The 23,246-nt window shown below is 72.4% G+C and carries 25 protein-coding genes and 4 pseudogenes; 17 read left to right on the plus strand and 12 right to left on the minus strand.

The genetic code is table 11. From position 1 onward, the window contains the following. Positions 1 to 49: 49 nt before the first annotated feature. Both ACQ86J_RS23680 and ACQ86J_RS23685 read right to left on the minus strand, forming a co-directional pair. Positions 50 to 310 carry a catalase gene (locus ACQ86J_RS23680; protein WP_431267458.1) on the minus strand — a complete coding sequence of 87 codons (261 nt, stop codon included), beginning with the start codon at positions 308 to 310 and terminating at the stop codon, positions 50 to 52. Then, positions 295 to 1,035: a catalase gene (locus ACQ86J_RS23685; protein ID WP_431267459.1), complete on the minus strand. Its 741-nt coding sequence runs from the start codon at positions 1,033 to 1,035 to the stop codon at positions 295 to 297. The genes ACQ86J_RS23680 and ACQ86J_RS23685 overlap by 16 nt, the downstream gene beginning before the upstream one ends. 160 nt (positions 1,036 to 1,195) lie before the next feature. Between ACQ86J_RS23685 and ACQ86J_RS23690 the strand changes: the two genes are divergently transcribed. The 4 genes and pseudogenes from ACQ86J_RS23690 (at position 1,196) to ACQ86J_RS23705 (ending at position 3,226) form a co-directional block, all read left to right on the plus strand. Continuing rightward, complete coding sequence (locus ACQ86J_RS23690; RefSeq protein ID WP_431267460.1) at positions 1,196 to 1,441, plus strand: hypothetical protein; 246 nt, start codon at positions 1,196 to 1,198, stop codon at positions 1,439 to 1,441. Next, positions 1,438 to 1,713: pseudogene (locus ACQ86J_RS23695) on the plus strand (tripartite tricarboxylate transporter substrate-binding protein); the annotation flags it as partial. The gene ACQ86J_RS23690 and the pseudogene ACQ86J_RS23695, both read left to right, overlap by 4 nt. A gap of 52 nt (positions 1,714 to 1,765) precedes the next feature. Then, positions 1,766 to 2,170 carry a tripartite tricarboxylate transporter substrate-binding protein gene (locus ACQ86J_RS23700; RefSeq protein WP_431267461.1) on the plus strand — a complete coding sequence of 135 codons (405 nt, stop codon included), beginning with the start codon at positions 1,766 to 1,768 and terminating at the stop codon, positions 2,168 to 2,170. A gap of 238 nt (positions 2,171 to 2,408) precedes the next feature. Next, positions 2,409 to 3,226 (plus strand): annotated as a pseudogene (locus ACQ86J_RS23705) (tripartite tricarboxylate transporter substrate binding protein). Here the strand turns inward: ACQ86J_RS23705 and ACQ86J_RS23710 are convergent. The 4 genes from ACQ86J_RS23710 to ACQ86J_RS23725 form a co-directional block, all read right to left on the minus strand. Then, positions 3,213 to 4,274, minus strand: a complete 1,062-nt coding sequence (locus ACQ86J_RS23710; RefSeq protein ID WP_431267462.1) for an NAD(P)/FAD-dependent oxidoreductase — start codon at positions 4,272 to 4,274, stop codon at positions 3,213 to 3,215. The pseudogene ACQ86J_RS23705 and the gene ACQ86J_RS23710 sit on opposite strands and share 14 nt — an antisense overlap. Beyond that, positions 4,271 to 4,645 (minus strand): hypothetical protein, encoded by a 375-nt coding sequence (locus tag ACQ86J_RS23715; protein WP_431267463.1) that lies wholly within the window; start codon positions 4,643 to 4,645, stop codon positions 4,271 to 4,273. Before ACQ86J_RS23715 ends, ACQ86J_RS23710 begins: the two co-directional genes overlap by 4 nt. After that, on the minus strand, positions 4,642 to 4,833 hold the full coding sequence (locus tag ACQ86J_RS23720; RefSeq protein ID WP_431267464.1) for a hypothetical protein: 192 nt from the start codon (positions 4,831 to 4,833) through the stop codon (positions 4,642 to 4,644). Before ACQ86J_RS23720 ends, ACQ86J_RS23715 begins: the two co-directional genes overlap by 4 nt. Positions 4,834 to 4,958: 125 nt before the next feature. Next, positions 4,959 to 6,017, minus strand: a complete 1,059-nt coding sequence (locus ACQ86J_RS23725; RefSeq protein WP_431267465.1) for a type III polyketide synthase — start codon at positions 6,015 to 6,017, stop codon at positions 4,959 to 4,961. A gap of 71 nt (positions 6,018 to 6,088) precedes the next feature. Between ACQ86J_RS23725 and ACQ86J_RS23730 the strand changes: the two genes are divergently transcribed. From ACQ86J_RS23730 to ACQ86J_RS23745, 4 genes and pseudogenes are all read left to right on the plus strand, one after another. Further along, on the plus strand, positions 6,089 to 7,075 hold the full coding sequence (locus ACQ86J_RS23730; RefSeq protein ID WP_431267466.1) for a hypothetical protein: 987 nt from the start codon (positions 6,089 to 6,091) through the stop codon (positions 7,073 to 7,075). 130 nt (positions 7,076 to 7,205) lie between these two features. Then, positions 7,206 to 8,093, plus strand: a pseudogene (locus ACQ86J_RS23735) (molybdopterin-binding protein); the annotation flags it as partial. Positions 8,094 to 8,278: 185 nt separating this feature from the next. Then, on the plus strand, positions 8,279 to 9,079 hold the full coding sequence (locus tag ACQ86J_RS23740; protein ID WP_431267467.1) for a substrate-binding domain-containing protein: 801 nt from the start codon (positions 8,279 to 8,281) through the stop codon (positions 9,077 to 9,079). Between the two features lie 97 nt (positions 9,080 to 9,176). After that, on the plus strand, positions 9,177 to 11,378 hold the full coding sequence (locus ACQ86J_RS23745) for an amylo-alpha-1,6-glucosidase (RefSeq protein ID WP_431267468.1): 2,202 nt from the start codon (positions 9,177 to 9,179) through the stop codon (positions 11,376 to 11,378). Positions 11,379 to 11,513: 135 nt separating this feature from the next. On the opposite strand, the pseudogene ACQ86J_RS23750 reads toward ACQ86J_RS23745, so the two are convergent. The 4 genes and pseudogenes from ACQ86J_RS23750 to ACQ86J_RS23765 all read right to left on the minus strand — a co-directional run bounded on the left by ACQ86J_RS23750 (position 11,514) and on the right by ACQ86J_RS23765 (position 15,296). Beyond that, positions 11,514 to 12,576 (minus strand): annotated as a pseudogene (locus tag ACQ86J_RS23750) (glycosyltransferase family 4 protein). 326 nt (positions 12,577 to 12,902) lie between these two features. Then, a complete protein-coding gene (gene trhA, locus ACQ86J_RS23755; RefSeq protein WP_431267469.1) occupies positions 12,903 to 13,574 on the minus strand; it encodes a PAQR family membrane homeostasis protein TrhA in 672 nt (223 codons plus the stop codon). A gap of 62 nt (positions 13,575 to 13,636) precedes the next feature. Next, a complete protein-coding gene (locus tag ACQ86J_RS23760) occupies positions 13,637 to 14,623 on the minus strand; it encodes a Bug family tripartite tricarboxylate transporter substrate binding protein (RefSeq protein ID WP_431267470.1) in 987 nt (328 codons plus the stop codon). A gap of 208 nt (positions 14,624 to 14,831) precedes the next feature. After that, a complete protein-coding gene (locus ACQ86J_RS23765) occupies positions 14,832 to 15,296 on the minus strand; it encodes a hypothetical protein (protein WP_431267471.1) in 465 nt (154 codons plus the stop codon). A gap of 183 nt (positions 15,297 to 15,479) precedes the next feature. On the opposite strand from ACQ86J_RS23765, the gene ACQ86J_RS23770 reads away from it, so the two are divergent. From ACQ86J_RS23770 to ACQ86J_RS23795, 6 genes are all read left to right on the plus strand, one after another. Beyond that, positions 15,480 to 16,022, plus strand: coding sequence for a prolyl-tRNA synthetase associated domain-containing protein (locus ACQ86J_RS23770; protein ID WP_431267472.1), 543 nt, complete (start codon positions 15,480 to 15,482; stop codon positions 16,020 to 16,022). A gap of 210 nt (positions 16,023 to 16,232) precedes the next feature. After that, positions 16,233 to 17,183 carry a tetratricopeptide repeat protein gene (locus ACQ86J_RS23775; RefSeq protein WP_431267473.1) on the plus strand — a complete coding sequence of 317 codons (951 nt, stop codon included), beginning with the start codon at positions 16,233 to 16,235 and terminating at the stop codon, positions 17,181 to 17,183. A 10-nt stretch (positions 17,184 to 17,193) separates the two neighbouring features. Then, positions 17,194 to 17,871, plus strand: coding sequence for an LON peptidase substrate-binding domain-containing protein (locus ACQ86J_RS23780; RefSeq protein ID WP_431267474.1), 678 nt, complete (start codon positions 17,194 to 17,196; stop codon positions 17,869 to 17,871). 11 nt (positions 17,872 to 17,882) lie between these two features. Further along, positions 17,883 to 18,092: a Trm112 family protein gene (locus tag ACQ86J_RS23785; RefSeq protein WP_431267475.1), complete on the plus strand. Its 210-nt coding sequence runs from the start codon at positions 17,883 to 17,885 to the stop codon at positions 18,090 to 18,092. A 123-nt stretch (positions 18,093 to 18,215) separates the two neighbouring features. Beyond that, a complete protein-coding gene (locus ACQ86J_RS23790) occupies positions 18,216 to 18,461 on the plus strand; it encodes a gamma-butyrobetaine hydroxylase-like domain-containing protein (RefSeq protein ID WP_431267476.1) in 246 nt (81 codons plus the stop codon). 45 nt (positions 18,462 to 18,506) lie between these two features. After that, complete coding sequence (locus ACQ86J_RS23795) at positions 18,507 to 18,731, plus strand: hypothetical protein (protein ID WP_431267477.1); 225 nt, start codon at positions 18,507 to 18,509, stop codon at positions 18,729 to 18,731. A 112-nt stretch (positions 18,732 to 18,843) separates the two neighbouring features. Here the strand turns inward: ACQ86J_RS23795 and ACQ86J_RS23800 are convergent, their stop codons facing one another. Together ACQ86J_RS23800 and ACQ86J_RS23805 are read right to left on the minus strand one after the other, a co-directional pair. After that, the gene (locus ACQ86J_RS23800) at positions 18,844 to 19,785 is read right to left on the minus strand and encodes an FAD-dependent monooxygenase (protein ID WP_431267478.1); all 942 of its coding nucleotides are present in this window, start codon (positions 19,783 to 19,785) and stop codon (positions 18,844 to 18,846) included. Then, positions 19,752 to 20,120, minus strand: coding sequence for an FAD-dependent monooxygenase (locus ACQ86J_RS23805; RefSeq protein WP_431267479.1), 369 nt, complete (start codon positions 20,118 to 20,120; stop codon positions 19,752 to 19,754). Before ACQ86J_RS23805 ends, ACQ86J_RS23800 begins: the two co-directional genes overlap by 34 nt. Before the next feature lie 337 nt (positions 20,121 to 20,457). On the opposite strand from ACQ86J_RS23805, the gene ACQ86J_RS23810 reads away from it, so the two are divergent. The 3 genes from ACQ86J_RS23810 to ACQ86J_RS23820 all read left to right on the plus strand — a co-directional run bounded on the left by ACQ86J_RS23810 (position 20,458) and on the right by ACQ86J_RS23820 (position 23,090). Further along, positions 20,458 to 20,796, plus strand: a complete 339-nt coding sequence (locus ACQ86J_RS23810; protein WP_431267480.1) for a P-II family nitrogen regulator — start codon at positions 20,458 to 20,460, stop codon at positions 20,794 to 20,796. 39 nt (positions 20,797 to 20,835) lie between these two features. Then, on the plus strand, positions 20,836 to 22,170 hold the full coding sequence (locus ACQ86J_RS23815) for an ammonium transporter (protein WP_431267481.1): 1,335 nt from the start codon (positions 20,836 to 20,838) through the stop codon (positions 22,168 to 22,170). Positions 22,171 to 22,280: 110 nt separating this feature from the next. Continuing rightward, positions 22,281 to 23,090 (plus strand): TorF family putative porin, encoded by an 810-nt coding sequence (locus ACQ86J_RS23820; RefSeq protein ID WP_431267482.1) that lies wholly within the window; start codon positions 22,281 to 22,283, stop codon positions 23,088 to 23,090. Positions 23,091 to 23,246: the final 156 nt, after the last annotated feature.

Genomic DNA, 23,246 nt, shown 5'->3' on the forward strand with positions numbered 1-23,246 from the left:
TCACGGGGGCGGGATGGGGCCGCCCCCTGGCCGGATCAGGGCCGCGGGGTCATTGCTGCCGCGCGGGGAAGGCGATGCCGTAGACATCCGCCCGGGTCCCGAGGAAGGGATCGTCCGAGACCGCCAGGCCCGGCAGCTTGCGGTTCGGCAGGAAGCCCACCTTGCGCTCCGCCGTCGCGCTGTCCGGCACCAGCCGGGTCACGCTGATGGTGCCGAGCTCGACCTGCGGCCGGTCCTCCGGCCAGGCCTTGGTCGGGTCGTCGGTCGGGTCGCCAGCCGCGGCGACCTGCGCCATCAGCCGGTAGCGCACCGGGCCCATGGCGACGCGGGTCTGCAATCTCGTCGAACAGCACGTTGGGCGGCAGGCCGGCGGTGGTGTCTGCCTTGCGATAGGCGGCGCCGGCCTCCGGCACCACGCGGGAAGCGGATGAAACGCGCCTCGCCCGCCGCATTGGTCACCTTGTAGGCGTGCAGGGCGAAGAAGCGTTCGGTGGCGAAGCTGTCCGGCACCGGCTTCGGCAGGGTGACGAAGTACTTGGTCTCGGGATGCGACTCGAGGAACTGGGCGATCGGCGTCGGCTGCGGCATGCCCGGCTTGGTCGCCGCGCCGGCCCGCAGCAGGCCCAGGAAGTCCTGCGGCGTCCTGGTGACGAAGACAGGCACGTTGATGCACATCAGGTCGGTTTCCGTCCCGTCCGGCAGGCGAAATGTGAAGGCCAGCCCGCGCACCGCCGAGGAGGGCGCGGTATCGGCCACGTCCGGCACGCCGCCGGCATCGGAATAGCGCAGCAGCAGGGTGGAGGGCGTGGATTGCAGGTGCGGCGCGGTGGTCAGCGCGGCGGCGCCGGCCGCCGGGGTGAAGCTGCCTTCGTAGAGCGCGCCTTTGGCATGGTTGATCCGGTAGCCCGGGAAAGGGCGCGGCAGGCTGGCGGACATGGTGTCGAACAGCGCCCGCGGCAGCGGCGTATCGGCCGGCTGGGCAAGGGCAGGGGCGGCCAGCAGGGCCGACAGCAACAGGAAACCGGTCCGGCGCATGCGGGATAACCTCCTCGGGAGGTCGGAAGACTAGGCCGGGTACCGCGCCAGACGGAAAGCACGATCCTGTCGGATGGAAGACCATGCCACTGCGGGGCGGCCCCTTTTCCTGCGCCGCGCTCACGGCCAGATTGGCGGCAACCAAGGGGAGGAAATATCCATGCCGTCCGCCGGGACCAGTCGCCGTGCCGTGCTCGCCCTCGCCGGCGGGGCGCTCGCCGCGCCCGCCCTTGCCCAGGGCAAATTCCCCGACCGGCCGATCCGGCTGATCGTGCCCTGGCCGCCCGGCGGCTCGGCCGATGCGCAGCTCCGCTCGCTGGCGGAGCTTTCGGCGAAGACGCTCGGCCAGCCGGTGCTGGTGGAGATCGGCCAGGCGCCTCCGGCACTCTGGGCGCGCAGTTCCTGACGACGCAGGCGAAGCCCGACGGTTACACCCTGGCGCAGATGCACATGTCGATCGTGCGCCGCCCCTATATCGTCCGCACGCCGCCCTGGGACGTGACGGCCGACTTCACCCATATCATCGGGCTCTGCGGCTGGATGTTCGGCATTGCGGTGAAGGCGGACGGACCGATCACCTCCTGGGCCGACTTCGTCGCCTATGCGCGCGCCAAGCCGGGGCGGCTGACCTACGCGACCTCCGGCATCGCCACCACCAACCACCTGGCGATGGAGGAGCTGGCGGCGCGCGAGAAGGTCGAGCTGGTGCATGTCCCCTACCGCGCCGCCAATGAATCCGCGGGTCGCCGTCGCCTCCGGCGAGGTGATGTGCGTCGCCGACGCGTCCTCCTGGGCGCCGCTGGTGGAAGGCGGGCAGCTGCGGCTGATCTGCGTCTGGACCGCGGAGCGCTCGCCGCGCTTCCCCGATGCGCCGACGCTGAAGGAGCTGGGCTACGACATGGTCGTCACCTCGCCCTATGGGATCTCCGGCCCGAAGGGGATGGACGCTGGCGTGGTGCGGCGGCTGCACGATGCCTTCAGGGCGGCGCTGATGGACCCGGCGAATGTCGCGGTGCGTGGGCAGTTCGACATGCCGCTGGAATACTACGGTACCGATGACTACCGGCAGTTCATCGCCCGCCGGGCGGAATACGAACAGGCGATGGCGCAGAAGCTGAACCTGCGGATCGATTGATACGGCCGGCTGGCCGGAGCGCCGCCTCGGGCAACGGTCCGAAGCGGCCTGCCGCCCCCTGCAAGACCACCCGGGAGAACGACGAGGAATGACCACCATCACCCGCCGCGGCGCGCTCGGCGTCGCGGCCAGCCTGCTTGCCGCGCCCGCCCTGGCGCAGGGCCGCTTCCCCAACCGTCCCATCCGCTTCCTGATTCCCTGGCCGCCGGGCGGCAGCCTGGATGCGCTGCACCGGCAGATGTTCGAGATCGTCAACAAGGATCTCGGCCAGCCCGTGCTGATCGAGAACAAGCCCGGCGCCCGCGGCACCCAGGCGGCGCTGTTCCTGGTCAACCAGGCCCAGCCGGACGGCTATACCCTGGCGCACCACCACCTCTCGATCCTGCGCCACCCCTTCCTGACGAAGCAGAAGACCTGGGACCCGATCGCCGACTTCAGCTACGTCATGCAGGTCAGCGGCTTCCTCTTCGGCACCGCGGTGCGGGCCGACAGCCCATACAGGACCTTCGCGACCTGATCGAGGCGGCGCGGAAATCGCCGGGCAAGCTGACCTATTCGACCAGCGGCATCGCCACCACCAACCACCTGGCGATGGAGGAGATCTGCGCGCGGGAGAAGGTCGAGATGACCCACATCCCCTACCGCGGCAGCCAGGAAGGCGTCACCGCGCTGCTGGGGAAGCAGATCGACGTGGTGGCGGACAGCTCCTCCTGGCGGCCGAACGTCGAGGGCGGCGAGCTGCGGCTGCTGTCGGTCTGGACGCGGGACCGGCTGGCGGCCTTCCCGGACGTGCCGACCTTGCGCGACCTCGGCTACGACATGGTCGTCACCTCGCCCTACGGGATCACCGGGCCGAAGGGGATGGACCCGGAACTGGTGGACACGCTGCACCGCGCTTTCCGCAAGGCCTATGAGGACGAGGCGAGCCAGGCGATCATCAAGCGCTGGGACATGCCGAAGGAGTATCTCGGCCCGGCCGATTACCTGGCCTTCGCCAGGCAGCGGGTGGAATACGAGAAGGCGATGGTGGCCCGGCTCGGCCTCAGCATCGACTGACGCGGGTGCCGCGCGCCAGCAGCCGGGCCGCGGGCGCGATCGCGGCGGCTCCGGTGAAGGCGCCCGGCGCCTGCCGCAGCACCCAGGCGCCGAGCCCGGCCCAGCGCATCGGCCAAGTGCTGCGGCGGCGCCAGCGCGCCTGGAAGGCGGCGGCGGGCTCGCCGGCAAGGATCGCGGTCGCTGCTGCCACGCCGGAATGCAAGGCCAGCGCGATGCCTTCCCCGGTGAAGCTCGGGATCACCGCCGCTTGGTCGCCGATGCGGAACAGGCCGGGCGGGCCGCCCGCCGCCGCGCGGAAGCCATAGGGCACGCCGGCCACTGCCAGCGGCCGGTCCCACCCCGGCCACGCGCCCGCCAATAGCCGCGCGCCGAGCGCCGAGCCCTCGGCGACCTGCGCGACGAAGGCGTTGGCGTCCCGCGCTGCGGCGCCGGCCGCGCCATGCAGTGCGGCACAGAGATCGGCGCCGCCGCCCGGCAGCGGCTGCAGCCCGGCATAGCCGCCGGCAAAGGGCAGCAGCGTCACGGCATCCTCCGCATCGACCCCCGCCAAGTGCAGCTTCAGCCCGAGCGCGCCGGGCGGCGCTCCCGCGCGAGGAAAGCCGCGGAAGGCGTGCTTGCCTGTGGCGAGCACGACCTGCCGCGCTGCAATCACTTCGCCCGGGAGGCGCAGGCGCCAGCCTCCCGGCCTGGGCTCGGCGCCCTGCACCGCGGTGCCGGCGCGCAGCGTGGCGCCGGCCGCCACCGCGGCTTCGCGCAGTGCGCCGTCCAGCCTCTGCCGCGGCAGGCCCCAGGCGGCGAAGGGCAGGGCGAAGCCGGCCTCCCGCCGCCCCCAGCCGACCCGGGCGCGGGCCAGCGGCACGCCGCCCAGCGCCGCCGGCTGCAGCCCCAGTTGCGCCAGCGCCGCCGCGGCATCGGCGCCGAGGACTTCGCCGCAGACGCTCTCCCGCGCCGCCGCCTGGCGTTCCAGCAGCAGCACCGGCCGGCCGGCGCGGGCCAGCATGATCGCCGCGGCACAGCCGGCCGGGCCGGCGCCGATGACGGCGATCACCCGCGGATCACCCCGACATTCCAGCGGAAGGGGAACACCCAGCGCAACTCCGCCTGCACCTCCGCCTCGGCCAGCACGCGCTCCCAGTCGGCGCGCACGAAACTTCGCGCGATCGAGACGGTGCTGTCATGGATCACCATCGGGCTGAAGCGCATCAGCCGGAAGCCGGCCCAGACCACGACCCATGGCAGCCAGTGGCGATGCAGGTCGGAGATCAGCCAGCCGCGCGTGGCCCGCGCTTCCAGCCAGTGCAGGAAGCGCACGAGGTCAGGGTCGCGCAGGTGATGGGTGAAGAGGTTGCAGAGCACGACGTCGAAATGCTCATTCGGGTCGAGCTCGAAGAGGTCGGCGGTGATCATCCGCGCGTTCACCCCTGGGCCTCGGCATAGCGCGCCGCCCAGGGGCTGTGGTCGAGCCCGGCCAGCGTCACCGCCACGCCGCGCTTGCCCGCCCAGGCCTCGATCGCCGTCAGCATCTGCCCGCCGCCGCAGCCGACATCGAGGATGGAGAGCTCCGTCGCCCCGGTGCGTTCGACCAGCCGGTCGAGCCAGGAGAGCACGGGCTGGAAGGCGAAGGTCAGCCGGTTGATGCGGCCGAGCTTCCTCCAGCGCGGCGGCGAATTCCGGCTCGCCGGCCGCCGCGTCGTCCATCCACTCGTCCTCGGTGCTGCGGGCAGCGAGCATCTCAGGCAACCCGGAACCGCATGGTCTCGGCCGACAGCCCGGGGCCGAAGGCGAGGGCGCAGCCGCGCTGGCCCCGCTGCGCATCCGCCATCATGCGCGCCAGGACGAACATGACGGTGGCCGAGGACATGTTGCCATGCTCCCGCAGCACGCCGCGGCTGACATCCAAGGCATCCTCCGGCAGCCCCATGCCGTGCATCACCGCATCCAGCACGCTGCGCCCGCCCGGGTGCACCGCCCAGAGGTCGAAGTCGGCAACATCGGCCCCGGCCAGGATCGCCGCCGACTGGTCCGGCAGGGCGCGCGCCAGGGTCAGCGGCACGAAGCCCGAGAGCGTCATGTCGAAGCCGCCATCGCCGATCCGCCAGGTGATCTGGTCGGCCGCCTCCGGCAGCAGCGCGGCATGGAAGCCCTCCAGCGCCAGCCCCTGCGGATCCGCCGTCACCAGCGCGGCGCTGCAGCCATCGGCGAAGAGCAGGAAGCAGAGCAGCTGCTCGATCTCGGTCGAGGGCTGCAGGTGCAGGCTGCACAGCTCGAGGTTCAGCACCAGCACGCGTGCGCGCGCGTCGCTTCGCACCATGTGGTGGGCCAGCTTCAGCGCATTGATCGCCGCCTGGCAGCCCATGAAGCCGACCACGCTGCGCTCGACGCTGCCGGGCAGGCGGAAGCGGTCGATGATCCAGTGGTCGAGCCCGGGCGCGGCGAAGCCGGTGCAGGTGGCAAGGACGATATGGGTGATGCCCGGCCCCTCCTCCTCGAGGCCCAGCGCCAGGCCGGCGGCCTCGGCCAGGGCCGGCGCCTCGGCCTCGTAGCGGGCCATGCGGGCGCCGGTGCTGGGGAAGCGTTCCAGCCGGTAGAAATCATCGGTGGTGCCGCGGCAATCCGCGCGCGGCTGCAGCACCGAATAGCGGCTGGCGATCTGGGATCGCTCCGCCAGGCGGGCGAAGGCGCCCTGGGTGCGGGGGTCGGTGATCTGCCGCCCGGCGAAGATCCGGAAGGCGTCATGCACCTCGTGCCGCGGCAGGGCGGTGGCGATGCGGTTGATATGGGCCTGGGTCATATGGGTAGGAGATGGGGGCGGGAGCGGCGAGTGCACCCCATGGCGCCTGCCAAGGGAAGGGAGTGGATCGCGTGGAGCACGGAATGGGCCTGCCGCTGCGGCTGACCGCGCCTGGCGAGGTTCTGGCGAGGCTGGTGGCGCTGCTGCCGGGGCCGGTCGCGCCCGGCCTGGTGCCGGTGGCGGCGGCGCTCGGGCGCGTGCTGGCGGCCGACCTCACCGCGCCCGGCCCGGTGCCGGCTGCGCCGGTGGCGCTGCAGCCGGGCTGGGCGGTGGCGGCGGCGGAGACGCTCGGCGCCGGTCCCTATGCGCCGGTGCTGCTGGCGGCGGCGCCGGCCCGGGTCGCGCCCGGCGACCTGCTGCCCCCGGCAGCGACGCCGTGCTGCCGCCCTTCGCCCTGGCGCTGGACGGTCCCTTCGCCCAGGTGCTCGAGCCGGTGGCGCCGGGCCAGGGGTGCGGCTGCCGGGCGAGGAGGTCGCCGCCGGCACCACCCTGCGCCGCGCCGGGGAGCGGCTGGCGCCGCGCGACCTGCCGGCGCTGGCCGCCTGCGGGATCGCGGAGGTCGCGGTGCGGCTGCCGCGCATCGGCTGGGCGGGCGAGGCGGCACTCCGCCCGCTCTTCGCCGCGCTGGTGGCGGCCGAGGGGGCGGAACTCGCCGAGGAGGACCCGGCGCTGATCCTGCTGGCCGGCGGCCCCGAGGCGCTCGGGGAGGCGCGCTGCTGCTGCATGGGATCGGCGCCCGGCCGGGCATGGCGGCCGGGCTCGGGCGGATCGGCGGCATCCCGGCCCTCTTGCTGTCGGCCCGGGCGGAGGAGGCGCTGGCCGCCTGGGTGCTGCTCGGCCGCCCCGCCCTGCGGCACCTGGCCGCGGCGCCGCCGCCCCCGCCGATCCGTGCCCGACTGGCGCGGAAGGTCGCCTCCGCCGTCGGGCTGCTGGAGATCGTGCCGGTTCGCCTGCCCGAGCCCGGTCTGGCCGAGCCGCTGGCGATCGGCGCCCTGCCGGCCGGGCTGCTGGCCGCGGCCGATGCCTTGCTCCTCGTCCTGCCCGGCGTCGAGGGCTAGTGAGGCGGGCAACGCGGTGGAGCTTCAGCCGCTATGAGGCTGCATGCCTGATCCCGCCGACCTCCTCGACCGCATCCGCCGCGCCGCCCGGCAGGAGCAGTTCCTCGACATCGTCCCCGCCGAGGAGGCGATGCGGCGCTTCCAGGCCGCGCTCGACCTGCGGCCGCTGCCGGCCGAGACGGTGCCGCTCGCCGCCGCGCTCGGCCGGGTGGTGGCGACCGGCGTCGCCGCGCTGGCCGATGCGCCGCCCTTCGACCGGTCATCCGTGGATGGCTTCGCCCTGCGCGCCGCCGACAGCGCCGGGGCCTCGGAGGCCGCGCCGCGCCGCTTCCGCCTGAACGCCGAGGTGCTGGCCTGCGGCGTCGCCCCGGCGATCGAGGTTGCCCCCGGCAGCGCCACCGCCATCGCCACCGGTGGCGTCGTGCCGCGCGGCGCCGATGCGGTTGTCATGATCGAGCAGACGGCGCTGGAGGAAGGCCCCGAAGGTCCGGTCATGCTGCTGTCCCGCGCCGCGGCGCCTGGCCAGGGCATCGCTTTCGCCGGCAGCGACATCGCCCGCGGCGAGGCGCTGCTGCGCGCCGGCACCCTGGTGACCAGCCGGGAGATCGGCATGCTGGCCGCCGCCGGCTTGGCGGAGGTCCCGGTGGTGCGCCGGCCGCGCGTCGCGGTGCTCTCGACCGGCGACGAACTGGTGCCGCCCGGCGTGCCGCTGCCGCCCGCCGGGATCACCGACAGCAATGCCGCCATCCTGGCCGCCGCCGTCGTGGAACATGGCGGCGAGCCGCTGCCGATGGGCATCTTCCGCGACGACGAAGCCGTGCTGGAAGCCGCGGTGCGGCGGGCGCTGGAGGTTGCCGACCTCGTCGTGATGTCGGGCGGCACCAGCAAGGGCGCCGGCGATGTCTCGCACCGCATCCTGGCGCGGCTCGGCGCGCCGGGAGTGCTGGTGCACGGCGTAGCGCTGAAGCCGGGCAAGCCGCTTTGCCTCGCCGCGGTCGGCCGCACGCCCGTGGTGATCCTGCCGGGCTTTCCAACCAGCGCGGTCTTCACCTTCCAGGAATTCGTCGTCCTGGTCATCCGGGCGCTGGCCGGCCTTCCGCCGCGGCAGGAGGCGGAGGTCGCCGCGACGCTCGCGGTCCGCACGCCGAGCGAGCTGGGCCGCACCGAATACGTCATGGTCTCCTCGCCGAGGCGGAGAACGGCTTGCGCGCCTTCCCGCTCGGCAAGGGCTCGGGCAGCGTCACCGCCTTCTCCCAGGCCGATGGCTTCTTCGCCATCCCGGCGCTCGATCAGGGCGCCGAGGCCGGGGCGCCGGTGCGCGTCCGCCGCATCGGCACCGCCCGGCCGCCCGATCTGACGATCATCGGCAGCCACTGCCTCGGCCTGGATGCGGTGCTGGAGGTGCTGGCCGCACAGGGCATCGGCGGGCGAACGCTCGCGGTCGGCAGCCTTGGCGGGCTGGCGGCGGCCAGGCGGGGCGAATGCGACCTGGCCGGGGCGCATCTGCTGGACCCCGCAACCGGCAGCTACAATGCCCCCTTCCTGGTCCCCGACCTGCGCCTGGTGCCGGGCTGGCGCCGCCTGCAGGGCGTGGTGCACCGCCGCGGCGATCCGCGCTTCGAGGGGCTGCCCGGCCCGGAGGCCATTCGCCGCGCCGCCGCCGATCCCGGCTGCCTGCTGGTCAACCGCAACGCCGGCAGCGGCACCCGCATCCTGCTGGACGGCATGCTCGGCAGGACGCGGCCTCCGGGCTACGCCAACCAGCCGAAGTCGCACAACGCGGTCGCCGCCGCGGTAGCCCAGGGCCGGGCCGATTGGGGCGTCGCCATCGCCACGGTGGCGGAGTCGTACGGCCTCGGCTTCCTGCCGCTCGCCGACGAGCATTACGACTTCTTCCTGCCCGAGGCGCGGGCCGCCCGGCCCGCCGTGCAGGCCTTCCTCGCGGCGCTGCAGGCGCCCGGAACCCGGACCCGCCTCGCCGCGCTCGGCTTCGCAGTGGCCTGACGCGGGTCACGCATGCGTCATCATGCATCGTCGCGGGTTGCGGCCGACGCTCCTGGCTGTGCCCTCCTCTCCCACAACCGGGCCCGAGGAAATCGCCATGTCCCACCCCCAGGCCGATGCCGCGCTGACCGATGACGGCGCGGATGCGCATTCCATCACCGCCGGCATCTCGCTGCAGGAGATGCGGCCGCGGGTGCTGAAGGGCGACGACACCTTCGCGGTGCTGAACCATAGCGGCGATGCCCATGCCGTCCCGGGCGGGCCGGAAGGGCTCTATCACCGCGACACGCGCCACCTGTCGCGGCTGGAACTGACCCTGTCTGGCCGCAAGCCGCTGCTGCTCAGCTCGGCCGTCTCCGACGACGGCGCCATGCTGACCTGCGACCTGACCAATCCGGACCTGCCGGCCCGGCCCGGCCGCGGCGCGATCGAGAAGGACCTGGTGCATCTCCGCCGCTCCACCTTCCTCCGCAACGGGGTCTGCTACGAGCGGCTGACGGTGCGGAACCATGGCGAGCAGCCGCTGCGGGTCGAGGTCGGGCTGCAGGTCGCCGCCGACTTCGCCGACCTCTTCGAGGTGCGCGGCGAGGTCCGCGCCCGCCGCGGCACGCTGCACCCGCCGGTGGCGGAGGCGGCCGGGATCACCCTGGCCTATACCGGGCTGGACGAGCGGCGGCGGGAGACGCAACTGCGCTTCGAGCCGGCGCCGGACCGGCTGACGCCGCAGCAGGCGGTCTTCGACCTGGCGCTGGTGCCCGGGCAGCGCTGCACCTTGCTGGTCGAGACCCGCTGCAACCCGGACCAGGCGCCGCGCGAGCCGGCCGATGCCGCCTTCCTGCGCGCGCTGTGGGAGGACAGCCGCGCACGGCGCGCGGTGCAGGCGCGCTCCGCTTCGGTGCGGACGGCGGACAGCGGCTTCGACGAGATGATCGGCCGGTCGCGCGCCGACTTGACCATGCTGAGCACGCAGACGCCGGAAGGCCCCTTCCCCTATGCCGGGGTGCCCTGGTTCAGTACCGTCTTCGGTCGGGATCTGCTCATCACTGCCTGGCTGACGCTCTGGCTCGACCCCGCCTTGGCGCTCGGCGTGCTGCGGCACTTGGCGACCATGCAGGCGACCGGCTTCGATCCGGCGGCGGATGCCGAGCCCGGCAAGATCCTGCACGAGGTGCGCTACGGCGAGATGGCCGAGCTGGGGGAGGTCCCGTTCCGGCGCTACTATGGCAGCATCGATTCGACGCCGCTCTTCGTCGCGCTGGCCGGCGCCTGGCTGGACCGCACCGGGGAGACCGAGACGCTGCGCCCGCTCTGGCCGCATATCGAGGCGGCGCTCGGCTGGATCGAGCACCATGGCGACCGCGACGGCGATGGCTTCGTCGAATACGGCCGGATGCAGGAAACCGGGCTGGCGAACCAGGGCTGGAAGGACAGCTGGGATCTCGATCTCCCATGCCGATGGCACGCTGGCCAAGGGGCCGATCGCACTCTGCGAGGTGCAGGCCTATGTTTTCGCCGCCTGGCGCGCCGCCGCCCGCATCGGCCGCGCCCTTGGGCTGGGGAAGACCGCGCCGCGGCGATGGAGGCGAAGGCCGAGGCGCTGCGGCAGCGCTTCGAGGCGACGTTCTGGTGCGACGAGCTCGGGACCTACGCGCTGGCGCTGGACGGGGAGAAGCGGCCCTGCCAGGTGCGCGCCTCGAATGCCGGGCATGTGCTGCTGGGCGGGCTGGCCTCGCCCGAGCGCGCCGCCTCGGTCGCGCGCCAGCTGATGGATGGCAGCTTCCATTCGGGCTGGGGCATCCGCACCCTGGCGACGACGGAAGCCCGCTACAACCCGATGAGCTACCACAACGGCTCGGTCTGGCCGCACGACACGGCGCTGGTGGGGCTTGGCCTGGCCCGCTACGGCCACCGCGGGGCCGCGGCGAAGCTGCTGGAGGGGCTGACGGCCGCGGCCAGCAAGCTCGACCTGCGGCGGCTGCCGGAGCTGTTCTGCGGCTTCCCGCGCCGTGGCGGGCAGGGGCCGACCGCCTATCCGGTGGCCTGCGCGCCGCAGGCCTGGGCCGCAGCGGCGCCGATCGGGCTGCTCGGCGCCTGCCTCGGCCTGTCCTTCGATCCGGCGGCGAAGCTGGTGCGGCTCGACCGGCCGGTGCTGCCGGCGGGGCTCGACCGCGTGCTGCTGCGCGGGTTGTCGCTGAACGGCGCGCGGGTCGACGTGCAGCTCGGCCGCGCGGCAGGGGACTCGGTGGCGATGAGCGTGCCCGCGCGGCGGGGCGAGATCAGCGCGGTGCTGCTGGCCTGAGCAAGGCCGGGGAGGGATGTTCCGTCCCCGGCCTCCGCCCGGCCTTCTTTTGGGTCCGGCTGCCGTCGCGCCGCGGATGCCGACGCACGGCATCAGATGAGGGGGGCGGGGAGAGTACCGTCTCCCCGTCCTTGCCTACTCCGCGGCGATCGCCCGCATCGGCGGCAGCTTGGCGCGGACCAGCCGCTCGTAGAGCGCGACATGGTCCTCCGCCATGCGGCGGGCGGTGAAGCGCTGCTCGAAGCGCTGGCGCACCGCGGGGCGGGAGAGTTCCGGCAGCCGGCCGACCGCGCGCACCGCGGCATCCATGTCGCGGACGATGAAGCCGGTCAGCCCGTCCTCCAGCACCTCCCGCACAGAGCCGTGGTCGAAGGCGATGACCGGCACGCCGCAGGCCATGGCCTCGATCATCACCAGGCCGAAGGGCTCCGGCCAGTCGATCGGGAAGAGCAGGCCCTGCGCGCCGGCGAGGAAGGCGCCCTTCTCGGAATCCGCGATCTCGCCGATGAACTCGACATGCGGCTGGGCCAGCAGCGGGCGGATCTTCGCGTCGAAATAGTCCTGGTCGGCGCGGTCCACCTTGGCGGCGATCCTCAGCTTCATGCCGGCGCGGCCGGCGATCTCGATCGCGCGGTCGACGCGCTTCTCGGGCGAGATGCGGCCGATGAAGGCGAGGTAGCCGGGCTGCGCGGAAGGATCGGGCCGCAGCAGGTTCTCCGGCAGGCCGTGATGGATGGTCGCCGCCCAGTTCGCCCAGGCCATCGGCCGGCGCTGGCTGTCGGAGATCGAGATCAGCGGCACGTCGGTATGGGTGCGGTAGTGCGGCCAGATCTCCGGCAGGTCGAGCCGGCCGTGCAGCGTCGTCACATGCGGGACCGACTGCCGGCTGAACAGCGAGAAGGGCATGTAGTCGAGGTGGAAGTGCAGCACATCGAATTCATCGGCGCGGCGCAGCACCGTCTCGAGCATCATGAAGACCGGCGCCATCGGGTCGCCGACGGTCTTGTCGAGCCGCAGCGCGCGCGGGCACATCGGCGCAAGCGTCGCGCGGGTGACGGAATCGCCGCTGGCGAACAGCGTGACGTCATGTCCCTGCGCGACCAGTTCCTCGGTCAGGAAGGAGACGACGCGCTCGGTGCCACCATAGAGCTGCGGCGGCACGGATTCTGGTCAGTGGCGCGATCTGCGCGATTCTCATGGTTCGATATTCTCCTAGGCCGCGAAAACCTGCCGTCTGCGCTGGCGTTCCGCAGCGCTGCGTTTCGTCGCACCAAGAAGCCCCGAATTCGGACGACAACATGGCGTGCAGCGGCCGCTTCGGGGCAGATGGCCGTCCTCACGCGCATGTGCCAGGACTGGTGCCGAAGCCGTTGGGCGAGCCTGCCGCGCTGGACGCCAAGGCTTGGCTGCTCGGATCGACAAGCTGGGCGGGCCAGGAGGGCCGTGTACCTGAAGTTGGTATGCGTGGCATGGCCAATCAACCGCAGTTTCCAATGATCCGATCGATGCGGCCGGCCGTGGGCATCAGCCCGCGGCGGCGGTGATCCGCAGCACCACGGCGTAGTGGCAGGCCGCGCCGGCCAGCACGCAGCCATGCCAGAGCGCGGTGTGGAAGCGCAGCCACTCAGCCAGGTGCAGCCGCACGCCGAGGCTGTAGAACAGCCCGCCCAGCAGCAGCAGCACGAGGTCCGGCCAGTCAAGCGCCCGCAGCAGCGGCTCGGTCGCCACCAGGCCGGTCCAGCCGAGCAGGAGGTAGAGCACGATGGCCGCCCGCTCGATCCGCGCCGGCGCCAATAGCTTCAGCGCCGCGCCGCAGAGCGCCCCGGCCCAGACCACGCCGAACAGCCCCCAGCCCCAGCCGCCGCCGATCCCCAGCAGCGTGATCGGGGTGTAGGTGCCGGCGATCATCAGGAAGATGGCGGCATGGTCCAGCCGCTGCAGCCGGCGCTTCCAGCGCCCCGCGCCCGCCAGGTTGTAGGCGGCCGAACAGCCCAGCATGGCGAGCAGCCCGCCGGCATAGAGCCCGAGCGCCACGCCGAGCCGCCGCCCCGCGGGCTCCGGCGCCGCCAGCAGCAGTCCGAGGCAGGCCAGCGCCGCCGCCGTCAGCCCCAGCGCGTGCACCGCGGCATCCGCGGCGTAGGCCCCGCGGTCATGCTCCACGGCGGCAGGCGGCGCTAGGGGCGGCGTCGGGGCCATGCCGCGCAGGTGGCCCTGCCCGCTGCCGGTTCAACCGGACCGGCGATCAGGCATCCGGGAGGTCAGTCCGGCTTGATGCCTGCGCCGCGGATGATCGGCTCCCACTTCGCCGTCTCGGCCCGCAGCCATGCCTCCGCGCTGGCCGGCGTGCTGTCGGTGCGGACCTGCAGGGCGAGGTCGGCGAGCCGCTGCTGCACATCGGGCTTCGCCAGCACGCCGTTGATGGTCTGGTTCAGCGCCGCCACCACCGCCTCCGGCGTGCCGCGCGGGGCCATGACCATGTGCCAGGTATAGGCCTCGTAGCCCGGCAGGCCGGCCTCGGCGAAGGTCGGCACCTCGGGCAGCTGCGGGATGCGCCGGGCGGAACTGACCGCCAGCCCCTTCACCTCGCCGCGCTGGACATAGGGCAGGGTGTTGTTGGCGACGTCGAGCATCATGCTGGTGGTGCCGTTCAGCAGGTCCGGCATCGCCGCCGCGGAGCCGCGATAGGGCACGTGGGTGACACGCAGATTGCCGGCCTCGCGCAGGAAGAGCTCGGCCGCGAGGTGCAGGGCGGAGCCGTTGCCGGCGCTGCCGTAGTCGTACTTGCCGGGGCTGGCGCGGTAGAGCGCGATCAGCTCGGCCAGGCTGTTCGCGCCGAGGTCCTTGTTCGCCATCAGCACCATGGGGATGACGCCGACCAGGGCGACCGGCTGCAGGTCGGCCAGCGGGTCGAAGGGCAGCCGCGCGAACATCGCCCGCAGCGCCGAATGGGCGACGGTGGTGTAGAGCAGCGTCGCGCCATCCTTGGCCGACTTGGCCACCGCATCGGTGCCGACCACCACGCCGGCACCGGTGCGGTTGTCGACCACCGGGCGCTGCGGCAGCACCTTGCCGAGCTCCTCGGCCAGCAGCCGGGCCGGGATGTCGGTCGGCCCGCCGGCGGCGAAGGGCACCACGATGCGGATCGGCTGGGCCGGCAGCCCGGCGGGTTGCGCCAGGGCCGCATGGGTAAATGCGGGGGCGGGAAGCGAGGCGGCGGCAAGGCCGAGGAGGGCGCGGCGGCGCATGGGCTGGTCTCCGGCAGGAGGGCTCCCGGCAAGGCGCGGCGGCGGGCAGTGCTTGCCCCATGCGGCGCGTCCGGGGTGGCGGGGTTCGTCCGGGCTCGGGCCAGGCGGCCGGCGCGGTTGCACCGCGGTGTAGGCCGGGCCCTGCCCTCCGTCGAGGCGGTCGGCGGCCCATGCCGGCGCCGCCTGCCTCAATTCTTCCGGGGACACCTCAGGCCACGGCGGCGTCCCAGACGTCGAAGTCCACCTGGTTGGCCGGGCCGACCGAGCCGGAGAAGCGCACGGCGAGCCCGTCATAGCCCTGGCCGTTCCAGCTGTTGCAGCCGCCGAAGGGGTTGGAAGTGACCAGCCAGAGGCAGGGATACTGGTCGGTCGGCCGGAAGCCGTACTGCACCACCGCCCCGGTGACGCCGCTGGCGGGGCCCGCGCCTTCGACCCGATAGCCGCCGACGCTCTTCGGCTCGATCAGCGCCGGCGGGTGGGCGCACGCGGCGAAGCCGCCGCTCTCGAAGCTGGCGCCGAGCAGATGCAGCGGCCAGCGGCTGTGGTTGTAGATCAGCACCCGCGTGCTGCGGGCCGCCTCGGCCGGGCGGAACAGGCCTTCAGGGGCCTTGTTCACGAGGCTCTCGGTGATCCGCCAGACCGGGGTACCGAAGGGTCCCAGAGCGTCGAGCATCGCCGTCTCCTGCTGCCGCCCGGCGGCGGGGCCGGGCGGGCGGAGCCTAGGCGCCGCGCCCAGGGCCGGCTGTGTGGCGGGACACAGCGCCGCCGCGCGTGGCGGGGACCGGGACCGGGACCGGCGGCTTGCGCGGCGCCCGGCATGCGGCGAGAGAGGAGGCCGTCAGGGCAGGATCGCGGCATGGCCGAAACCCCGGAATCCCTTCTCGCCCGCCTCGGCGCGCTCGGCATCGAGGCGCGGACCACGACGCATCCGCCGGTCTTCACCGTGGCGGAAAGCCAGGCGCTGCGGGGCAGCTTGCCCGAGGGTGGCCAGGGAGGGCACAGCAAGAACCTGTTCCTGCGCCCGGCAAGGCAGGGCACGGGGCCGCATCTTCTGGTGGTGCTGCAGGAAGACCGGCAGGTCTCGATCAATGCCTTGGCACGCATCGCCGGCGCCGGGCGGGTGGAGATGGCGCCGGCTGCCGAGCTGCAGGCCCTGCTCGGCGTGCTGCCCGGCTCGGTCACGCCCTTCGGCATGGTGCATGCGCCGCCCGGCGCGGTGCGGATCCTGCTCGACGCCGGCCTGCTGCGGGACCATGCCTGGGTTCACTTCCATCCGCTGGTCAACAGCATGACCACGGCGATCCGCCCGGCCGGGCTGCTGCGCTTCCTGGAAAGCCTCGGCCACCGGCCCGAAATGCTGGAAGTGCCGCGGCTGGAAATACCGCCGCCGCCGGGGTAGAGCAGAGGGCGGGAGAGCGCCTGCGCACGGATGCCCGGACCTGCCTCGATGACGCCGGGCTGCGGCGGTGCCGCGTTCACGCCCGGACGCAATCCGCGGCAGACATTCCGTCCGGCGCTTCGCCACGCGTAGGGGAGCCGGATGGCCGATCCCCATTGCCCTTCCGTCCCGCAGGGGCATCTAAGACCACAAGACCGAGGAACAGCCGCCATGGACGTCATCTTCGACCCGAACCGCCAGAGCCCGGCACCCGGCTCCGCGGCTGGCGGCGCCGATCCCATCAAGGACGGCGACCAGAAGAGCTTCATGCAGGACGTGGTGGAGGCCAGCCGCCAGACCCCCGTCCTGGTCGATTTCTGGGCGACCTGGTGCGGCCCCTGCAAGACCCTGACGCCGACGCTCGAGAAGGTGGTCCGCGCCGCCGGCGGCCGGGTGAAGCTGGTCAAGATCGACATCGACAAGAACCGCGCCCTGGTCCAGCAGCTCACCCAGCTCGGCCTGCCCTTGCAGTCCGTGCCGACGGTCGCCGCCTTCTGGCAGGGCCAGATCGCCGACCTCTTCCAGGGCGCGCTGCCCGAGGGCGAGGTGAAGAAATTCATCGAGGGCCTGCTGAAGCTGGCCGGCGGCCAGATGCCGACCGCCGACCTGCTGGCCGAGGCCAAGCTGGCGGCGGAGGAGGGCGACCACCAGGGCGCCCTGCAGATCTTCGGCGAGCTGGTGCAGCAGGAGCCCGAGAATGCCGAGGCCTTCGCCGGCATCGCCCGCGCGCTGATGGCGCTGGGCGAGGAAGAGCAGGCGCTGCAGGTGCTGGCCAGCGTGCCGCCCAAGGTCGCCGGCCATGCCGAGATCGCCTCGGTCCGCAGCGCGCTCGAGCTCGCCGCCGAGGGCCGCGCGGCGCGCGCCAAGCTGGCCGAGTTCGAGCAGCGCCTGGCGGCCGATCCGAACGACCATGCGGCGCGCATCGACCTCGCCGTCGCGCTCAACGCCAACGAGGACCGCGCCGGCGCGGTCGAGGCGCTGCTGGACGCCATCAAGCGCGACCGCGCCTGGAACGAGGAGGCGGCGCGCAAGCAGCTGCTGAAATTCTTCGAGGCCTGGGGCTTCGACGATCCGGCGACCCTGGCGGGGCGGCGCAAGCTGTCCTCGCTGCTGTTCCGGTAGCGCCCGTACGGTGGCCGCCTTCCATCCCAGCTTCGAGCAGCTGCCGCCCGAGATCGCGGTCTTCCCGCTGTCCGGCGCGCTGCTGCTGCCCGGTGGCCGCCTGCCGCTGAACATCTTCGAGCCCCGCTACCTGGCGATGACCCAGGACAGCCTGGCGGCGGGACGGATGTTCGGCATGATCCAGCCGGAGCCCGGGGTGCCGCGCGGGGAGACCGGCCCCGGCCTCTACCGTATCGGCTGCCTCGGCCGGCTCTCCTCCTTCGCCGAGACGGAGGATGGCCGGCTGCTGATCACCCTGACCGGGGTGATCCGCTTCCGGGTGGCCGAGGAGCTGGCGATGCGGCGCGGCTACCGCCGGGTGCGGGCCGACTATGCCGGCTTCGAGGCCGACCTGGACCTGGCGGAGAAGCCGGTCGGGGTGGACCGCGCGACGCTGCTCGGCGCGCTCAGGCCCTTCTTCCAGGCGCGCGGGATCGAGGCGAATTGGGAGGCGATCGAGCAGACCTCGGAGGAGATGCTGGTGCTGACCCTGGCCATGGTCTGCCCCTTCGATGTGCGCGAGAAACAGGCCCTGCTGGTGGCGGCGACGCCGGAGGAGCGGGCGGAGATGCTGGTCGCCCTGCTGCGGATCGGCGCGCATCCCGCACCCGGATCCGGGGATATGTCGCCGGACCGCAGGCCGAGCTAAAGGGTATGGTTATGAGCGAAACCCAAGCCACCACCCCGCCGCCCGGCGGCGAGGTCGATCCCGCCCTGCTGGAGATCCTGGTCTGCCCGGTGACCAAGGGCCCGCTGCGTTACGACCGCGCCCGCGGCGAGCTGGTCAGCGACCAGGCCCGCCTGGCCTACCCGATCCGCGACGGCATCCCGATCATGCTGCCGGACGAGGCGCGGTCGCTCGACGGCTGATGCCGACACCGACCGAGATCCGCCTGAAGCGGGCCGAGAAGCGGCTCGACATCGCCTTCGACGACGGCACCAGCTTCGCCCTGCCGGCCGAGTACCTGCGGGTCGAGAGGTCCCTCGGCCGAGGTGCAGGGGCACGGGCCGGGGCAGAAGGTGCTGGTCGCCGGGCGGCGGGAGGTCGGGATCCTGCGGGTCGAGCCGGTCGGCCACTACGCCATCCGCATCGCCTTCGACGACCTGCATGACAGCGGGATCTATTCCTGGGACTATCTGCACCAGCTCGGCCGGGAATACGCGGATCGCTGGGCGGAGTACGAACGGGCGCTTGCCGCCAAGGGGCTGGTGCGCGACCCGCCGAAACGGAAGACGTAAACGCAACCCTGCGTCGCCCCGGCGGTTCGAGGGCCGGAGGTGCGCATGTTCCGTCCTGCGATGATCGCGCTGTTGCTGCTGGCCGCCTGCGGCGACCAGCCGCCGAGCCGCAGCGTCGGCTCCACCCCGATCGGCACCGATGCCAGCACCGGCCGGCCGACGCTGAGCCAGTCCGGCGCCGGGCCGGGCGGGATCAACCGCGACTACTACACCGGCAGCGACCCCAACTTCCCTGGCGGCGGCCGGTCGGGTGGGCGCGGGCTGCGGTAGCCGGATGTCCGGCCGGCACGGTTGCCGGACGCCTGGCGGGGAAAGGCAATCCCTCCCCGAACCCCACCTTGCCGTCCCGTGGGCCTGGCGCCCGTCGCTTGACGGTGCCGGGCTACCGCGATGCTGTCGTCAGCAGCTTCTGCCCCGCCAGCAGTCCGGTCACCCCCGGTCCGAGGCCCATCGCCTGCCGGGCGAAGGCCCGCTTCATCGCCGGGATCCGGTCCACCGCGGCGATGCCCAGCCGCCGCGCCCAGCGGACCGGCGGGATGTCGTTGCCGAACAGCCGCTCCAGCGCATGCATGCCCGACAGCATCAGCATGGTGTCCGGCCGCCGCCGGGCCTGGTAGCGCGCCAGCACCGCGGGCGCGCCGGGATCCGCGCCGGCATGCACCGCGGCGATCACCTCCTCGGCCAGGGCCGCGACGTCGCGGAAGCCGAGGTTGAGGCCCTGCCCGGCGATCGGGTGCACGCCATGCGCGGCATCGCCGATCAGCGCCAGGCGCGTGTCGGTCCAGCGCTCCACCTGCAGCGCGCTCAGCGGATAGGACCAGCGCCGGCCGATCGGCCGGATGGCGCCGAGATGGTCGCCCAGCCGGCGGGCCAGCTCCCGCCCGAAGGCGGCATCGTTTAGCGCCAGCATCCGCTTGGCGATCGCCGTCCGGTCGGCCCAGACGAAGGCCGAGGCGTGCGGGTAGTCCGCCGTGCCGAAGCCGCCCGGCCCGCCCAGCGGCAGCTGCGCGAAGGGCCCGTTCGGCAGGAATTGCTCGAGCGCGATGTTGCGGTGCGGCTTCTCATGCGCGAACGCGCCGACCATGCCGATCTGGTGGTAGTCCAGCACCGTGGTGCGGATGCCGGCCTGGCGCCGCAGCGGGCTGTTGCGGCCCTCGGCGGCGACGACCAGCCGCGCCTCCAGCACCTCGCCGGTCGAGAGCCGCACCGTCGCCCCCGCCGCCCGGCGCTCGACCGTCGCGGTGGCCGGGGCGAAGACCTGCAGGTTGGCCATCCCCGGCAGCCGGGCATTCAGCGCGACCCGCAGGTTGCGCGCCTCCACCATGAAGCCGAAGGGCTCGTCGGAGACCGAGGCCGCGTCGAATTGCAGGGCGAGGGGGAGGCCGGCTCGCCCGGGCGGCCGTCGGCGACGCGGATGCCGTGGATCGGGCAGGGGGCTTCCGGCAGGCGGTCCCAGATGCCCGCGGCCTCCAGCAGGCGCTTCGAGGTGAGGGCGATGGCATAGGCCCGGCCGTCGAAATCCTGCAGCTCCATGGGCGGCAGGGGCTGGGCGTCGACCACCGCGGTGGGCAGGCCGGCGGCGGCGAGGGTGGCGGCGAGCGTCGCGCCTACCGGGCCGGCGCCGAGGATGCAGACGGTGACGGCGGATGGGTCGGTCATCTCGGCTTCCTCACATTCCTCTCGTCCAAGGGTCAAGGCCCGGGGGCAGCATGGGGGGCCGCCCCAGGGTCACCGCCCGACTCCTGCCCTGCCCCTGCCCAAGCCTTGGGCATTTCGTCATCGCTGTCGGCAGGCCAACCCATTGCGAACCAAGGCAGTTGCGGAAGACGGGCCGCGAAAAGGCCTTCCCGCGGGCCGGTCGGCGGCAGGTGGCGCAGTATCACGGCCCCGTTACGCGCGATGCACCCTCCCGCCGGTGCCGCGGGGCGGCCGGTGCGGGGGTGGCACGGGATTTGAAAGGCCTGTCCTGCCGGATTTTCAGGAGGACTGCGGGCAGATGAAGCTGGTCATGGCATTCATCAAGCCCTTCAAGCTGGACGAAGTGCGCGACGCGCTCACTCCGCTCGGCGTGCAAGGGCTCACGGTGACCGAGGTGAAAGGCTTTGGTCGCCAGAAGGGGCAGACGGAGATCTACCGGGGCGCAGAGTACCAGGTGAGCTTCCTGCCCAAGATCAAGATCGAGGTTGTCGTTCCCGACGAGCTGGTCGATGCCGTGGTCGAGGCGGTCGCCAAGGCGGCCCGCACGGACAAGATCGGCGACGGCAAGATCTTCGTGCTGGATGTGGAGCGCGCGCTGCGCATCCGCACCGGTGAGACCGACGTGTCGGCGCTGTAAGCGCCTGCCGCAGAATCAGACCGAACAGGGGATTACACGATGAGGATGCCCGCACGCGCGCTGGCCGGAGCCGCCGTGGCGCTGCTCGCCGCCATGCCCGCCATGGCGCAGGACGAAGGTCCGAAGATCGATACCGGCGACACCGCCTGGATGCTCACCTCCACCGCACTGGTGCTGATGATGACCATCCCGGGCCTTGCACTCTTCTACGCTGGCATGGTCCGCAAGAAGAACGTGCTCGCCACGATGATGCAGAGCTTCGCCATCACCGCGATCGTCACGGTGGCCTGGGCCGTGATTGGCTACAGCCTGGCCTTCGGCGAGGGCAACGCCTATGTCGGCGACCTGTCCAAGCTGTTCCTGACCAACCTGGCCGAGAGCTGGGACAAGCCCTTCACGCTTGGCAGCGGCGACGCGGCGGTGGCGACGACCATCCCCGAGACCGTCTTCCTGATGTTCCAGATGACCTTCGCGATCATCACCCCGGCGCTGATCACCGGCGCCTTCGCCGACCGGATGAAGTTCAGCGCGCTGGTGATCTTCACCATCCTCTGGACCGTGCTGATCTACAGCCCGGTGGCACACTGGGTGTGGCATCCGAATGGCTGGATCTTCGCCCTCGGTGCGCTCGACTTCGCCGGCGGCACGGTGGTCCACGTCAATGCCGGCGTCGCCGGCCTGGTCTGCGCCCTCGTGCTCGGCAAGCGGGTCGGCTACGGCAACGACAACATGTCGCCCTACAATCTGGCGCTGGCCGTGATCGGCGCGGGGCTGCTCTGGGTGGGCTGGTTCGGCTTCAACGCCGGCTCGGCGGTCGGCGCCGGCGCGCGGGCCGGCATGGCCATGCTGGCAACGCAGGTGGCCGCGGGTGCCGCGGCGCTGGCCTGGATGTTCGCCGAATGGGCGACGAAGGGTAAGCCGAGCGTCCTCGGCGCCATCTCCGGCGCGGTCGCCGGCCTGGTCGCCATCACCCCGGCCAGCGGCTTCGTCCTGCCGGTGCCGGGCCTGATCATCGGCGTCGTCGCCGGCCTCGCGGGCTTCTGGGGCGCCACCGCGCTCAAGCATCTCTGCGGCTATGACGACAGCCTGGACGCCTTCGGCGTGCACGGCGTCTGCGGCATCGTCGGCTCGCTGCTCACGGGCGTCTTCGCCTATGGCGCGCTGTCGGCCACCGCCTCGGTGCCGGACGGCTATTCGGGCTCCTTCGACCAGTTCATCATCCAGGTGGAAGCCACCGCGGCGGTCTTTGCCTACACCGCGATCGGCACCTTCATCCTGCTGAAGATCACCGACGTGATCGTCGGCCTCCGCGTGCCGGAGGAAGAGGAGCGCGAGGGTCTCGACGTCACCCAGCACGGCGAAAGGCTGGCCTGAGCCGGCAGATGAAGGGGAGGAAGCCAGGCGCTTCCTCCCCTTTTTGACCAATCCAGAACCAGATGGTTATCCACCGAAGGTTCGTTTCTATCCGCAGGGGATTTTTGTTGATGACCGACCTCTCCGGGCTGCTGGCGCGGCCCGCTGCCCTCCTCCGCGGCGCCGCCTTCGCCGCCGCCGCCCTGCTCCTGCCGGTCCTGCCGGCCGCCGCGCAGCAGACGATCGAATCCCTCGGCCTGACCGTCACCACCACGCCGGCGGTCTCGAACGACTACCTCTTCCGCGGCATCAGCCAGACCCGCAACAACTGGGCCTTCCAGGGCACGCTCGACGTCCAGCATGAGAGCGGCGTCTATGTCGGCGCCTTCATCTCGAACGCCAAATTCGTCGGCGGCCCCTGGAACGACACGCGGCAGGAACTCGACCTGCTGGCCGGCTACCGCTTCACCCTGGCCGACATCAACTTCGACGTCGGCTACATCGCCTATACCTATCCGGGCCAGGACAAGGCGATCGGCACCCAGCTGAACGAGTACCAGGAGGTCGCCATCAAGGCGAACTACACGATCGACATCGTGAAGCTGCTGGCCGCCTACAACTACTCGCCGAACTTCTTCGGCCGCTCGGGCGCCGGCAACTACGTGGAGGGCGGCGTCGACATCACCCTGCCCTTCGAGGTCACCGGCTCGGGCCGCCTCGGCTACCAGTGGATCCAGAACAACCCGCGCTTCGGCACGCCCGACTACCTCTGGTACTCGGTCGGCGTCTCGCGCGAGATCTATGCCGGCTTCACCGGCACGCTGGCCTGGTACGGCACCAACATCGACAAGAAGGAATGCGTCCCCGTCGCCGGCCGCGCCGATGGCGGCCAGCGGATCTGCGAGGGCCGCGTGCTCTTCACCCTCAGCAAGATCTTCTGATCCGCCGGACCGGCGGCAGGACCGGGCGCCGGCCGCAGGGCCGGCGCCTTTTCCTTGTCCGGGAGCCGCCGCGGCCGTTGCGGCTGCGGCGTGACGGACTCCTGGCTTTTTCAGCGCGTTGCGGGCTAGTCTTGGCGCCTCATCCCAGCCGGACAT

Source organism: Dankookia sp. P2 (genome assembly GCF_050632255.1).
Lineage (GTDB): Bacteria > Pseudomonadota > Alphaproteobacteria > Acetobacterales > Acetobacteraceae > Paracraurococcus.